Genomic DNA, 13,812 nt, shown 5'->3' with positions numbered 1-13,812 from the left:
AGGCATCATGACGGAGATCGAGCGCGAGCTCGGCAAGATCGCGGTCTACCAGGTCTACATCCGCAGCTTCTGCGATAGCAACGGGGACGGCATCGGCGACCTGCCCGGGATCACGTCGAAGCTCGACTACCTCAAGTACCTCGGCGTGGACTACATCTGGATCACGCCGTTCTTCCCCTCGCCGCAGCGCGACAACGGCTACGACATCTCGGATTACCGCGCCGTCGACCCGGTCTTCGGCACGATGGACGACTTCGACGAGCTCGTGCGCGAGGCGCGCTCGCGCGGGATGGGCATCATGCTCGACATGGTGCTCTGCCACACCTCCGACCAGCACGAATGGTTCCAGCGGGCGCTCGAGGGCGACGAGCGGTACCAGCGCTACTACATACTGCGCGACGGGCGCGGTTCGACCGGCCCGGGCGACCTCGGCGAGCCGCCCACGAACTGGACGTCCATCTTCGGCGGCAGCATGTGGCAGTGGGAGCCGCGCCTGGGCAAGTGGTACCTGCACATGCACGACGTGAGCCAGCCCGACCTCGACTGGACGAACCCCGAGGTGCGTCGCGAGATGGCGGACGTGGTGCGCTTCTGGCGCGACCGCGGCGTGGCCGGCTTCCGCTTCGACGTGGTGAACCTCATCTCCAAGCCCGACGTGTTCGAGGACGACGCGCACGGCACCGGCCGCGCGCTCATCGCCGACGGCCCGCACATCCACGAGTACCTGCAGGGGCTCGTGCGCGATGCGGGGATCGAGGGCATGCTCACCGTGGGCGAGATGGCCTCGACCACCCTCGACGCCTGCGTGGGCTACACGCGCCCGGAGAACCACGAGCTCGACATGGCGTTCAACTTCCACCACCTCAAGGTCGATTACCGCGGCGGTGACAAGTGGGAGCTCATGGACCCGGACATCGCGCGGTTGCGCGAGCTCTTCTCCACCTGGCAGGAGCGCATGCAGGAGGGCGGCGGCTGGAACGCCCTGTTCTGGAACAACCACGACCAGCCGCGCGCCATCTCGCGCTTCGGCGGCCGCGGCGGCGCCGGGCAGGCGGGCAGCAGCTGGGAGAAGGTGGGTAAGATGCTCGCCGTGTGCACGCACCTCATGCAGGGCACGCCCTATATCTACCAGGGCGAGGAGATCGGCATGACGAACCCCGGCTACACCTCGATCGAGGACTTCGACGACGTGGAGAGCCGCAACTACTACGAGATCATGCTCGAGCGCGGCAAGAGCCCGGCCGAGGCGCTGCGGATCGTGAACGAGCGCTCGCGCGACGACGCGCGCACGCCCATGCAGTGGAGCGCGGCGCCCCACGCCGGCTTCACGACGGGGGAGCCCTGGATCAAGGTCGCGCCGAACTACCCGCTCGTGAACGTGGAGGCCGAGCGCGGCGTCCCGGGCTCGATGCTCGAGTTCTACCGGGCGCTCATCCGCCTGCGCAAGGAGCTGCCCGTGGTGAGCGAGGGCGCGGTGCGCTTCGTGGACGCGGGGCCGCGCGCGCCGAAGGTCATCGCCTACGAGCGCGTGCTCGATGGCGACGCGGCGGGCGCGGGCACGCGGGGGCCGCGGCGCCTCGTCGTGCTGTGCTCGTTCGACGACGCGCCGTGCGAGTTCGAGCTGCACGGGCGCTCGGGTTCGCCCATCGACGTGAGCGCCATGGAGAAGCTTTTGGGCAACTACGAGGGCACCTGGGTAGACGCGGCGGCGCACGTGGCGATCTTGCGGCCGTTCGAGTGCGCCGTCTTCGCGGAGGCGTGAGGTGCCGCCGCGCGGCGGCCGGCGCGGCGGTTGGATTTTATTCGCGATTGGGCGTTGACACGCGGCGTGGAGTTGCTAAAATAGACACTCGCTTGGGGACGTAGCTCAGCTGGGAGAGCGCTGCCGTCGCATGGCAGAGGCCGAGGGTTCGATTCCCTTCGTCTCCACCCACACAAGCATGAAGCCCGCCTCGGCGGGCTTTTTTCTTACCTATCGACGTCGGCGCGCGGGGCCGCCGGGTGAGGGGTGGCAATGGATGCACAGCGCGCGGCGCGCACGGACGGGCTCGGGGCGGATGCCGCGAGTTTGGACGGCGTACCCGCCGATACAGGGGACGGCCTGTTCGGCGCCGGGGCACTCGCCGCGTGCGCGCTCTGCCCCCGGCGCTGCGGCGCGGCCCGCGCGGCGGGGGAGCGCGGCGTCTGCGGCGCGGGCGCGGGCCTGCGCCTCGCGCGGGCGGCTCTGCATTTCTGGGAGGAGCCGCCCATCTCGGGCGAGGCGGGGTCGGGCACCATCTTTTTCAGCGGCTGCCCCCTCAAGTGTGTCTACTGCCAGAATCACGAGATCTCGACCGGCAACTTCGGCATCGAGGTGCCGCCCGAGCGCCTCGCGCAGATCATGCTCGAACTGCAGGATCAAGGCGCGCTCAACATCAACCTCGTCACCGCGACGCACTACGCGCACCTGCTGCCCGGGGCGCTCGCCGACGCGCGCTCGCGCGGCCTTTCCATCCCCATCGTCTACAACACGAGCGGCTACGAGCGCGTCGAGGCCGTCCGTGCCCTCGGCGACCTCGTGGACATCTGGCTCACCGATTTCAAGTACGCCGACGCGGGACTGGGGCGCGCGCTCTCGCACGTGCCGGACTATCCTGAGGTCGCGGCGGCGGCGCTCGCCGAGATGTGCCGGCAGCTCGAGCGGCGCGGCGGGGCGGCGGAGCGCGCGGACGGCACCTGGACGCGCGGGATCATCGTGCGCCACCTCGTGCTGCCGGGGCACGCGGACGACTCGTGCCGCGTGCTCGATGCCATCTGGCGCATCGCGGGCGACGTGCCCATCTCGGTCATGAATCAGTACACGCCCAACGCCGTGATGCGTGCGGCGGGCGGTGAGCTCGCGCGCGCCGTGACGGGCGATGAGTACGAGCAGGTGCTCGACCACGCCGACGACCTGGGGTTCACGCAGATGTTCTGGCAGGAGGGCGGCGCCGTCGACGAGAGCTTCACGCCCGCCTTTGACACGACGGGCGTGCTCGCGCCGGCAGGCGCGCGCGATTCGGCCGCCGGCTGAGCGCCTCCGCGCGACTCGATGCGGTTGCGTGCGCATCCTGTGGCGCCCGCACTGTTTCGACGCCCAGCGCGCCCGCCCCTCCGCGCGGATTGCGGGTATACTGACACGCAGCAACGGCGAAGAAAGGTTCGCGCATGGCAGACCAGCAAGATACCCCCTTGTCCGACGACGAGCGTGCCGAGCTCGAGGCGCTGCGTGCCGAGAAGGCCCGCCGCGAGCGCGCCGAGCTCGAGGCGCTCCGCGCGGAGCAGGAGGCGGCGCGCGCGGCGAAGCCCGCCGCGGCTCAGACTGCGCAGCCGGCTCCCGCCCCCAAGGCTGCGCCCGCGCCCAAGGCCGTCCCACAGCAGCCCGCGCCGGCCGCATCGCGCCCCGAGCCCGCCAAGCCCGAGACCTTCGGCCAGCGCATGGTGCTCTCGCAGGGCGAGGACGACGACGGCATCCCCGCGATGCCCCCGGCGCAGAAGATCCTCATCGCGCTCTGCCTTATCGCCGCGCTCGCGGCAGGAGCCTACGTCGTGCTCAACAACCTCGGCATGCTCTAGGGCATGGCCGCTGCGCGCGGGTTCCGGACGCGGCAGGTGCCGCCCCGCGCTCGCGCATCGCTGACTATCTGAGAGGAAGTCGATCGCCATGGCACTAACCGATCCGTCCCGTCCCACAGACGTCGCGCTGCTCACCGACCTCTACGAGCTCACGATGGCGCAGGGCCTTTGGGAGCACGGCAAGCTCGAGGAGCGCGACTGCTTCACGGCGTTCTACCGCGACCATCCCTTCGGCAGCGCCTACGCCGTGATGTGCGGCACCGCCGAGCTCGCCGACCTCGTGGAGAACACGCGCTTCACCTCCGAGGACATCGACTACCTCGCATCCCTCAAGGCGCCGGCGGGCGGCGCGCTCTTCAAGCCCGGGTTCCTCGAGTACCTGCGCGACTTCCGCATGCACGTGGACATCGACGCCGTGCCCGAGGGCGAGCTCGTCTTCGCGCGCGAGCCCATGGTGCGCGTGATGGGCCCCGCCCTCGAGTGCCAGATGCTCGAGACGGCGCTGCTCAACACCATCAATTTCCAGACGCTCGTCGCCACGAAGACGGCGCGCGTGGTGGGCGCCGCGAAGGGCCGCCCCGTGGCTGAGTTCGGCTTGCGCCGCGCCCAGGGGCCGGACGGCGGCATGGCCGTGGCGCGCGCGAGCTACGTGGCGGGCTGCGCCTCGACCTCGAACGTGCTCGCCGGGCGCAAGTACGGCATCCCCGTCTCCGGCACGCACGCGCACAGCTGGGTCATGAGCTTCGAGACGGAGCTCGAGGCGTTCCGCGCCTTCGCCGCCACGAGCCCCAACAACTGCACGCTGCTCATCGACACCTACGACGTGCGCGAGGGCGTGGAGAACGCTATCACGGTCGCGCACGAGATGGAGGCGCGCGGCGAGCGGCTCGCGGGCATCCGCATCGACTCCGGCGACCTCGCGCGGCTCTCGAAGTACGTGCGCGGCCGCTTCGACGAGGAGGGGCTCGAGTACGTGAAGATCGTGGTCTCGAACGACCTCGACGAGTACACCATCCAGAGCCTGCTCGACCAGGGCGCGCCCATCGATTCCTTCGGTGTGGGCACCAAGCTCGCGACCTGCTACGACCAGCCCGCGCTTGGCGGCGTCTACAAGCTCGCGGCGCGCCGCGACCCCGGTGACGCGGCCTGGACGCCCGTGATGAAGCTCTCCGAGCAGCCCTACAAGCGCACCATCCCCGGCGTGCAGCAGGTGCGCCGCTACTTCGACGACGCGGGCAGCCCCGTGTGCGACATGATCTACGACGAGGCCTACGTCGAGGGCGCGGGCGACGCGCGCGGGACGACGCTCGTCGCTGTGAACGACGCGGCGCTCGTGACGAGCGTGGCCGGCATGGAGTACCGCGAGCTCCTCGAGCCCGTGGTGCGCGACGGCCATGCCGTGGCGCCGCGCGAGCCGCTCACGGCCGCGCGCGAGCGCTGCGCCTCGGCGCTCGCGGCGCTCGACCCGGAGTACAAGCGCTTCCTGTACCCGCAGTCCTACATCGTGGGCATGGAGGCGGGCCTGGCGCGCGTCCGCGACGAGCTCGTGCGCGAGCGCATGAACGCCGCCGCGTCGCCCATGCCCTGGAAGGCGCCGAAGTAGCGCCCCAACGCGTCGCCGCGTTCCCGTTTTGCGCGAAACGAGCGGTTTTTGAGGGGGTGTCCGAGTAGCCGGCGAAGCGGCAACCTCGTTACCTGCGCTTTTGTGATGGCGTACTCTTGTGCTACTTCCAGGGGTGCCCATAAACCGTTCGTTTCGACGATTCTGGTTCCCGGCGGCCCCTGCAATCGCCCCGTGAGCGTGCTCCGCGGGCGCCTCGCCGCGCCCGCGCCCTGTTCTGCACCGATGTACCGAAGGAGTTTCCCGTGAAGACGATGGTAGTGAAGATCGGCTCGAGCACCATCGCGCGCCCCGGCGCCGGCGTGCGCCGCCCCTTCCTCGCCGACCTCGCGCGCCAGGCCGCGGAGCTGCGCGATATGGGGTGGGGGCTCGTCGTGGTGAGCTCCGGCGCCATCGCCTGCGGCGCCCCGGCGCTCGGCTTCGAGCAGCGGCCGACCGACATGCCGAGCCTGCAGGCATGCGCCTCGGTGGGGCAGTGCGAGCTCTCCGCCGCCTATGATGAGGAATTCCGCCGCCGCGGCCTCATCACCTCGCTCGTGCTCCTCACGCGCAGCGACACCGCGAGCCGCTCGTCGTACCTGCACGCGCGCGACGCGCTCCGGCGCCTCATCGAGCTCGGCGTGGTGCCTGTGGTGAACGAGAACGACACGGTCGCGGTCGACGAGATCCGCTTCGGCGACAACGACACGCTCGCCGCCCTCGTGAGCTGCCTGGTGGGGGCGGACCTGTGCGTCACGCTCTCCGACATCGACGGTCTCTACACGGCGAACCCCTCAGAAGACCCCGCGGCGCGCTTCATCCCGGAGGTCGACCGCATCGATGCGAAGATCCTCGCCGCGGGCGGGGATTCCTCGAGCTCCGTGGGCACGGGCGGCATGATCACCAAGCTCCGCGCTTCGCGCATCCTCATGACGGCGGGCATCCCGAGCGTCATCGCGAGCGGCGAGGCGCCGGACGCGCTCGTTTCCCTCGCGCGCGGCGAGGCCGTGGGCACGCGGTTCTTGCCTGCGCGCGAGCCGGCGGACATCACGCCGCGCAAGCTCTGGATCGCGCTCGGCGACGCCGTGCACGGCGCGCTGACGATCGACGCGGGCGCGGCGCACGCGCTCGTGGAGGGCGGCTCGTCGCTTCTGCCCGTGGGCATCACGGCCGTGGAGGGGAGCTTCCGCGCGGGCGACGTGCTCGACGTGCACGACGAGAGCGGGTTCACCATCGCGCGCGGCATCGCCGAGGCGGATTCCGACGAGCTCGAGCTCGCGCGCGGCCGCCGCCAGGAAGAGCTCGCCGGCAACCACCTGCTGCGCGCCCTGTCCGAACGACCGGCTATCCACCGCGACAACATGATTGTGTTCGCGTAGGCGCACGTGCGTGGCCGCAGTGTTTCGGCGCCCTCGCGCGTATCGGCCCGTCGCGGATTCAGGTACCATAGGGGGACGATTTCGAACGCAGGGGAGGAACCGATGCGAGAGAGCCAGACCGTCCAGCAGTATGTGATCGAGCTTGCGCGCGCGGCGAAGGCGGCATCCGTCCCCCTCGGGCGCGCGAGCAATGCGGAGCGCCAGAAAGCGGTGCGCGCCATGGCCGACGCTCTGCGCGCCGCAGCGCCCCAGATCCTCGCAGCGAACGCCGAGGACATGCGCGCCGCGGAGGCTGCCGGCACGAGCGAGGGGCTCCTCGACAGGCTCCTGCTCACCCCGGAGCGCATCGAGGACATGGCAGCCGGCCTCGATCGCCTCGCCGAGCTGCCCGACCCGGTGGGGCGCGTGCTCGAGCACCGCACCATCGACTGCGGTCTCGACCTCACGCGCGTCTCGGTTCCGCTCGGGCTCGTCGCCATGGTCTACGAGGCGCGGCCGAACGTGACGGCCGACGCCGCGGGCATCTGCGTCCGCACGGGCAACGCCTGCATCCTGCGCGGCGGGTCGCTCGCACTGAACTCGTGCTCGGCCATCGCCCGCGTGCTCGCCGACGCGGTGGCGTCGTGCGGATTCCCGCGCGAGGCGGTCGCCTTCATCGAGACGACCGACCGCGCCGCCACCGCCGCCCTCATGGGGCTGCGCGGCACGGTCGACGTGCTTATCCCGCGCGGCGGCGCCGGCCTCATCGAACGCTGCGTGCGCGAGGCCACCGTGCCCGTCATCGAGACCGGTACGGGCAACTGCCATATCTATGTGCATGAGACCGCGGATTTCGCCCAGGCGCGCGCCATCGTCATGAACGCGAAGACCCAGCGCGTGGGCGTGTGCAACGCCTGCGAGTCGCTGCTCGTGGACCGCGCGATCGCCGCTTCGTTCCTCCCCGGCATGCTCACCGAGCTCGACCAGGCGGGCGTGACCGTGCACGGCGACGACGAGACGCGCCAGTACGCGGACATCATCAACTTCGTCGACGCGACCGAGGACGACTGGGGCCGCGAGTACCTCTCGATGGACATCTCCGTCAAGGTGGTGGACGGTCTCGACGAGGCGATCGCGCACATCAACCGGTACGGCACGCACCATTCCGAGGCGATCATCGCGCGCGACGAGGCCGCGTGCGAGCGCTTCCTCGCCGAGGTCGACGCCGCGGCCGTCTACACCAACGCGAGCACCCGCTTCACGGACGGCGGGGAGTTCGGCCTGGGGGCAGAGATCGGCATCTCAACGCAGAAGCTCCACGCGCGCGGCCCCTTCGCCGCCGAGGCGCTCACCACCTACAAGTACGAGATCCGCGGCACCGGTCAGGTGCGCCCCTAACCCGCGCGGGCGAGGCTCGTCCGAATCACAGTCGGTGCCGTCGGCAGGCAAGCGCGCCGACGGCACCGGCTTGGTGTTACGCCTCCGGCTCGTCCTTCCCGAAGGTATCGCGGTCGGGGGCGAAGCTCTGCATGGCCTCGATGGTGCGGGCGAAGAGCTCGTCCAGGTCCCAGCCGAGCATCTCGGCGCCCGAGCGGATCACGTCGCGGTTCACGCCGGCGGCGAAGCGCTTGTCCTTGAACTTCTTCTTGAGCGATTTCACGTTGAAATCCATGACGCTCTTGCTCGGGCGCATCACGATCGCCGCGCCGATGAGCCCGGTGAGCTCCTCGGTGGCGAAGAGGACCTTCTCCATCTGGAGCTCGGGGCGCGGGAGCGCGGTGTTGAAGTCGCTCGTGTGCGTCTGGATGGCGCGGATGAGCTCTGGCGTGCCACCCGCCGCCTCGATGTCCTTCGCGGCGTAGATGGTGTGGTTCATGGGGTCGTCCGCATGCTCCTCCCAATCGAGGTCGTGCAGGAGCCCCACGATGCCCCAGAACTCCTCGTTCTCGGGATCGAATTCGCGGGCGAAGTAGCGCATGGTCTGCTCGACCGTCTCGCCGTGCTCGATGTGGAACGGGTCCTTGTTGTGCTCGCACAGGAGCGCGAACGCCTCGTCGCGCGTGAGCCCCGCGGAAAGCTGCTCTGCCATGGCATGTCCCTTCATGCGTCGGTCCGTACTGGCCACAGTATACTCGCGCCGCGCGCCCGTGCGCGCTACCCGGTGAAGCCGGTTTGCCGGAGCGCCTCGTAGAGCGCCACCGCCGCGGCGTTCGAGAGGTTGAGCGCGCTGATGCGGTAGTCGTTCGGGTCGATGAAGTTCCCGCAGATGTCCTGGGCGCGGAGCGCCGCGTGCTCGGTGTCCTCGCCAGCGGGGTGCTTCCAGTCGTCGCGGTTGGCGAGCGAGGCGCGGTCCTCGAGCATGGGGATGCGCTCGCAGCATGCGGCGTAGCGCGCGAGCAGCTCCTCCGGGAGCCCCGCGCTCTCCTTGCCGAGGACGATGAAGTCGCCGTCGCGGTAGCGCGCCTCGGTGTAGAGGCAGCGCGCCTTCTTGGTGAGGAGGTGCAGGCGCGGCTCGGGCGCGGCGGGGGAGAGCCCGTTCGCGGCGAGGAAGCCTTCCCAGCCCTCATAGAGGCGCACGTCGAGGTTCGGCCAGTAGCCGAGCCCCGCCCGCGCGAGTGCCCGGTCGTCGAGCGAGAAGCCCAAAGGGCGGATGAGGTGCAACCGCGTGCCGGTGACCACGCAGGTGCGGCCGATGTTCCCGGTGTTCGCCGGGATTTCCGGTTCCAAGAGGACGAGGTTCAGCATGCACGGCTCCCGATTCGCTCCCGACGTCGTTGCTAGGTCGATGGTAAGGGTACCATTCGGGCCCCGCGCGGGCGATCGCGCTCCGTAACGCTAGTTCACGCTCGCCTCGAAGGCCGATTCCACCACGGAGAGCCGCTCTTCGACGTCCTCCTCGGAGCAGTCGAGGGCCACGGCGAGCTCCTCCACCGAGCGGCGGTGCGCCTCCTTGAGCACGCGCGTGTAGTAGCTACTCGGCTTCTTGGCGTGCCGCTCGGCGTCGCGGATGCGGTAGCGCATGGTCTTGGCGACCCGGACCGTCGCCGGCGCGCCCTCCTTGATGAGCTTCTTGAAATAGGATTCCTCGAGCGAGCTGTTGCGCTCAGTGAACGTGTCGCATTCGATGGCGTCGTAGTGCTCGATGAGGTTCTCGGCCTCTTCGCGCGAGACGGTGGGGTGCAGGCGGTCGGATTGCGCGAGCGGGTACTGCATGCGCGTCTTGGCATGCCCCTGCTTGCACTCCAAGATGATCATGGGCGTGGGTGCGTCCTCGTCGATGCCGGTAACGGTGCAGACGCCCTGACCGGGGTGGATGACGTGCTCTCCGATGCTAAACATGCTTCCTCCGTCTCATAAGCTGGCCATCTTTCTACATTACCACGTTTACGTGGGCATATGATGAAAAAGCCCATATCAAGCCCACAATTGGGAACGTCTTGGGACGTCTCCGCGCGCCGCCGCGCCGCGATGTAAAAATACCCCTGGGGTAATTTGACATGGGGTGCCGCGCGTGGCCGATGACATGCTGCTTTTTTGCCCATAATGAGCTGCGGTGTGCTAAAGTATGCCCCATGTATGCGCTGGGGCCGGGTATGGCTCCGGCTGTAGCAGAAGCAAGGAGGAACGTTCATGCCCGAGAAGATCGAAGAGCTGGTCCGCGCTGCGCTCGCTGCCGCCCAGGAGGCCGGCGACCTGCCCGCATTCGAGCTGGAGGATTGCGGCGTCGAGCGACCGGCCGATACCTCTCACGGCGAGTGGACGTCCACCATGGCGCTCAAGTCCGCCAAGCTCGCCCACCAGGCGCCGCGCGCGATCGCCGAGGCCGTCGTGAAGTACCTGCCCGAGAGCGACGTCGTCGAGCGCGTCGAGATCGCGGGCCCCGGTTTCATCAACTTCTACCTGTCCACCGCGGCTAAGAACTCCGTGTTCGCCGAGGCGCGCGAGCAGGGGATGGATTTCGCCCGCTCCAACGTGGGCGGCGGTGTGAAGACCCAGGTCGAGTTCGTGTCCGCCAACCCCGTGGGCCCCATGCACGTGGGCCATGGCCGCTGGGCCGCGCTCGGCGACTCCATGTGCCGCGTCATGGAGCACGCCGGCTATGACATCGAGCGCGAGTTCTGGATCAACGACTACGGCAACCAGATGAACACGTTCGGCAACTCCATCTCGAAGCGCTACATGCAGCTCGCCGACATCATCGAGAAGCAGGGCGTGGACATCGACACCGCCCGCGACCTTTTGGCTAAGGACCGCGACAACTACGTGCAGGACGAGCTGGACGAGCATCCCGACAGCCACCCCTACATGGACGAGTTCACGGCCGATCTGGGCAAGGACTCCTACGGCGGCACCTACATCATCGACGAGGCCGCTGCCTTCTGGAAGAGCGACGGCGACAAGTGGGTGAACGCCGATCCCGAGGAGCGCATGCTCAGCTTCCGCGAGCGCGGCTACCAGAAGATGCTCAAGGACATGCGCGACACCTGCCACGACGTGCGCTGCGACTTCGACGTGTGGATGAGCGAGCGCACCATGTACCAGAAGGACTGGACGGGCACCAGCCCGGTGGAGCGCGCCTACAAGAAGCTCGACGACATGGGCTACCTCTACCGCACCGATGACGGCGCGCTCTGGTTCAAGTCCACGGAGTTCGGCGACGACAAGGACCGTGTCATCCAGAAGTCCAACGGCGACTACACCTACTTCTCGAGCGACATCGCCTACCACTGGAACAAGTTCCAGCGCGTCGACCTCGTGCTCGACATCTGGGGCGCCGACCACCACGGCTACATCGCCCGCGTGAAGGCCGTCTGCGACGCCCTGGGCTACCCCGGGCAGTTCGAGGTGCCGCTCGGCCAGTTCGTGAACCTGCTGCGCAACGGCAAGCCGGTCCGCATGTCCAAGCGCAAGGGCACGATGATCACGTTCCGTGAGCTCATCGACGAGGTGGGCGCCGACGCGACCCGCTACACGCTCGTGAGCCGCTCCTCCAACCAGACCATCGACTTCGACATCGAGAAGGTCAAGGAGAAGACGGCCGACAACCCCGTGTTCTACGTGCAGTACGCGCACGCGCGCATCTGCTCCATCCTGCGCAAGGCCGCCGGCGTCACGCCCGAGCAGGCCGACCTCATGGGCATGGAGAACGTCGCGGTGAAGGCCATCTACGGCGACGTGGACTACTCGCTGCTCACCGACCCCACCGAGCTCGCGCTTTCCCGCAAGCTCTCCGAGCTGCAGGACCTCATCGCCGGCGCCGCCCGCGACCGCGCGCCGTTCCGCATCACGCACTACGTGGAGGAGCTCGCCTCCGCGTTCCATAGCTTCTACGCCGCCTGCCAGGTGCTGCCGAGCGAGGGCCATCCGGTCGACCCGGCGCTCGTCCGCGCGCGCCTCGGCGCCTGCGACGCCGTGCGCTCGGTGATCGCGCTGTGCCTGTCGCTCGTGGGCGTCTCCGCTCCGACGCAGATGTAAGGGACGCGCCGGTCTCAAGCCTTCGGGGGCATCCCGGGGTTTCCTGCAACGGTTCGAGCCACGTGCTCGTGCGCCGTTCAGGGGAGCCTCCGGGGTGCCCCTTTTTGGTGGGTCGCGCCCCCGTTACAAATCCCTGTGCGATGAAAGCTCGCGTGCACCCCTCACCCGATTTGTGGGACAATGGCACATGTCTGATTCGATGGCGTCGCCCCGGAGCGGGGCGCTGTGTTCACAACGCAAGGAGATGACATGCCCACCTATGTTCTGACCTGCGAATCTACCGCAGACTACCCGAAGTCGTTCTTCGACGCGCGCGACATCCGCGTCGTGTACTTCCACTATGAGCTCGATGGCGTCGTGCACGAGGACGACCTCTACCAGTCCGTCTCGCCCGAGGAGTTCTTCGGCGCGCTCAAGGCGGGATCGATGTCGAAGACCTCGCAGGTGAGCGTCGGCGAGTACACGGAGTTCTGGGAGCCGGAGCTCGCGGCAGGGCATGACGTGCTGCACCTCACGCTCTCGAGCGGCATCTCGGGTACGTACAACTCCGCCGTCATCGCCGCGCAGGGCCTCAAGGAGAAGTACCCCGAGCGCACGGTATGCGTCGTCGACTCGCTCGCCGCCTCGTCGGGCTACGGCCTGCTCATGGACTACCTCGCCGACCTGCGCGATGGCGGTGCGTCCTTCGAGGAGGCGTGCGCCTGGGCGGAGGACAACAAGCTCAACATGAACCACTGGTTCTTCGTCTCCGACCTCGACTGCCTGAAGCGCGGCGGCCGCGTCTCCGCCACGAGCGCGCTCATCGCTACCGCGCTCAAGATCTGCCCGGTCATGAACGTCGACTACGAGGGCAAGCTCATCCCGCGCGAGAAGATCCGCACGAAGAAGAAGGCCATCGTCGAGCTCGTGAACCGCATGATGGAGCACGTCGACGGTGGCGCGGGCTACACGGGCAAGTGCAGCATCTCGCAGTCCGCCTGCCGCGAGGACGCCGAGGAGGTGGCGCGCCTCATCGGGGAGCGCATCCCGGCGCTCAAGGGCAAGGTCGTCATCAACGACATCGGCACGGTCATCGGTTCGCACACCGGTCCGGGGACCGTCGCCCTCTTCTTCATGGGCGACAAGCGCGTGGACTAGGGGATGCGCGGCGGGTCGTGTTCCATCCGTTCTGTGGGGCGCTGCTCGCGTTCGCAGCCGCACCGCGTTTCTGATACGCTGTCATTACGAAGCCCGCGCGTTTGGAAGGTCGATGCCTCATGGGTGCAGCAGATGTCCTGCAGCCGTTTCTCATCATTCTCGGCGTGATCGCCGCGGTCGCCGCGGTGTACTTCATCGTGACCGCCATCAAGGGCCGCGCGTCGCGCTCCAAGCGCGGCGGCGGCAAGCATAGCGCGCGCTAAGTGTTGTGTGCCAATAGGTTGTTTACGCCGACGATGCGCGACATGGGCGGCAGGCCCCCGCACGCGCTGTGCGGACGGTCCCAATTGTAGCGCTCGATGAAGGCGGGCAGGGCCTCGGCCCTGCCCGCCTCGCTGTCCCACGCCCTGCCGTACTGCCACTCCTGCGCGAGCGTCCGGTTCATCCGCTCGACCTTGCCGTTCTGCCAGGGGCTGTAGGGGCGCGTGCAGGGGTGGCGGACCCCCTCGGACGCCAGGAGCGCGTTGAACTCGCGGCTGTGGTACCCCGGGCCGTTGTCGGTCATCACGCGCTCGACCGCGACCCCGAGCCCCGCGAAGAAGGCGAGGCAGCGGGACATGAACGCCGAGCAGGTGCCCTTCCGCTCGT

13 protein-coding genes and 1 tRNA gene are annotated in these 13,812 nt (G+C 68.6%); 10 read left to right on the top strand and 4 right to left on the bottom strand.

From position 1 onward, the window contains the following. The first annotated feature begins 7 nt into the window (after window positions 1-7). From B5G02_RS06080 to B5G02_RS06050, 7 genes are all read left to right on the top strand, one after another. Window positions 8-1,762, top strand: coding sequence for an alpha,alpha-phosphotrehalase (locus B5G02_RS06080; protein WP_094335579.1), 1,755 nt, complete (start codon window positions 8-10; stop codon window positions 1,760-1,762). 94 nt (window positions 1,763-1,856) lie between these two features. Continuing rightward, a tRNA-Ala gene (locus B5G02_RS06075) sits at window positions 1,857-1,929 on the top strand. An 85-nt stretch (window positions 1,930-2,014) separates the two neighbouring features. Further along, window positions 2,015-3,052 (top strand): radical SAM protein, encoded by a 1,038-nt coding sequence (locus B5G02_RS06070; RefSeq protein WP_094335578.1) that lies wholly within the window; start codon window positions 2,015-2,017, stop codon window positions 3,050-3,052. A 134-nt stretch (window positions 3,053-3,186) separates the two neighbouring features. After that, on the top strand, window positions 3,187-3,594 hold the full coding sequence (locus B5G02_RS06065; protein ID WP_094335577.1) for a hypothetical protein: 408 nt from the start codon (window positions 3,187-3,189) through the stop codon (window positions 3,592-3,594). Window positions 3,595-3,682: 88 nt separating this feature from the next. Continuing rightward, the gene (locus B5G02_RS06060; RefSeq protein WP_094335576.1) at window positions 3,683-5,197 is read left to right on the top strand and encodes a nicotinate phosphoribosyltransferase; all 1,515 of its coding nucleotides are present in this window, start codon (window positions 3,683-3,685) and stop codon (window positions 5,195-5,197) included. 263 nt (window positions 5,198-5,460) lie between these two features. Next, complete coding sequence (gene proB, locus B5G02_RS06055) at window positions 5,461-6,573, top strand: glutamate 5-kinase (protein WP_094335575.1); 1,113 nt, start codon at window positions 5,461-5,463, stop codon at window positions 6,571-6,573. 102 nt (window positions 6,574-6,675) lie between these two features. Next, on the top strand, window positions 6,676-7,950 hold the full coding sequence (locus tag B5G02_RS06050) for a glutamate-5-semialdehyde dehydrogenase (protein ID WP_094335574.1): 1,275 nt from the start codon (window positions 6,676-6,678) through the stop codon (window positions 7,948-7,950). Between the two features lie 76 nt (window positions 7,951-8,026). Here B5G02_RS06050 and B5G02_RS06045 read toward each other — a convergent pair whose 3' ends face one another. The 3 genes from B5G02_RS06045 to B5G02_RS06035 all read right to left on the bottom strand — a co-directional run bounded on the left by B5G02_RS06045 (window position 8,027) and on the right by B5G02_RS06035 (window position 9,891). Beyond that, on the bottom strand, window positions 8,027-8,641 hold the full coding sequence (locus tag B5G02_RS06045) for an HD family phosphohydrolase (RefSeq protein WP_094335573.1): 615 nt from the start codon (window positions 8,639-8,641) through the stop codon (window positions 8,027-8,029). Window positions 8,642-8,706: 65 nt separating this feature from the next. After that, on the bottom strand, window positions 8,707-9,297 hold the full coding sequence (locus tag B5G02_RS06040; protein WP_094335572.1) for a tRNA (cytidine(34)-2'-O)-methyltransferase: 591 nt from the start codon (window positions 9,295-9,297) through the stop codon (window positions 8,707-8,709). Window positions 9,298-9,387: 90 nt separating this feature from the next. After that, the gene (locus B5G02_RS06035) at window positions 9,388-9,891 is read right to left on the bottom strand and encodes a CarD family transcriptional regulator (RefSeq protein WP_094335571.1); all 504 of its coding nucleotides are present in this window, start codon (window positions 9,889-9,891) and stop codon (window positions 9,388-9,390) included. 291 nt (window positions 9,892-10,182) lie between these two features. Between B5G02_RS06035 and argS the strand changes: the two genes are divergently transcribed. The 3 genes from argS (at window position 10,183) to B5G02_RS10125 (ending at window position 13,427) form a co-directional block, all read left to right on the top strand. Further along, window positions 10,183-12,027, top strand: a complete 1,845-nt coding sequence (argS, locus tag B5G02_RS06030) for an arginine--tRNA ligase (protein ID WP_094335570.1) — start codon at window positions 10,183-10,185, stop codon at window positions 12,025-12,027. Window positions 12,028-12,276: 249 nt separating this feature from the next. After that, window positions 12,277-13,164, top strand: coding sequence for a DegV family protein (locus B5G02_RS06025; protein ID WP_094335569.1), 888 nt, complete (start codon window positions 12,277-12,279; stop codon window positions 13,162-13,164). A gap of 119 nt (window positions 13,165-13,283) precedes the next feature. After that, window positions 13,284-13,427 carry a hypothetical protein gene (locus B5G02_RS10125; protein WP_019238336.1) on the top strand — a complete coding sequence of 48 codons (144 nt, stop codon included), beginning with the start codon at window positions 13,284-13,286 and terminating at the stop codon, window positions 13,425-13,427. On the opposite strand, the gene B5G02_RS06020 is transcribed toward B5G02_RS10125, so the two are convergent. Then, a partial coding sequence (locus tag B5G02_RS06020) for an integrase core domain-containing protein (RefSeq protein ID WP_143758289.1) occupies window positions 13,424-13,812 on the bottom strand: 389 nt, incomplete at its 5' end. The two genes, B5G02_RS10125 and B5G02_RS06020, sit on opposite strands and share 4 nt — an antisense overlap.

The sequence above is a fragment of the [Collinsella] massiliensis genome (genome assembly GCF_002161605.1).
Classification (GTDB): Bacteria; Actinomycetota; Coriobacteriia; order Coriobacteriales; family Coriobacteriaceae; genus Enorma.
The sequence above is the reverse complement of the archived record's forward strand: the minus strand, read 5'-3'. Positions and strand labels throughout refer to the sequence as shown.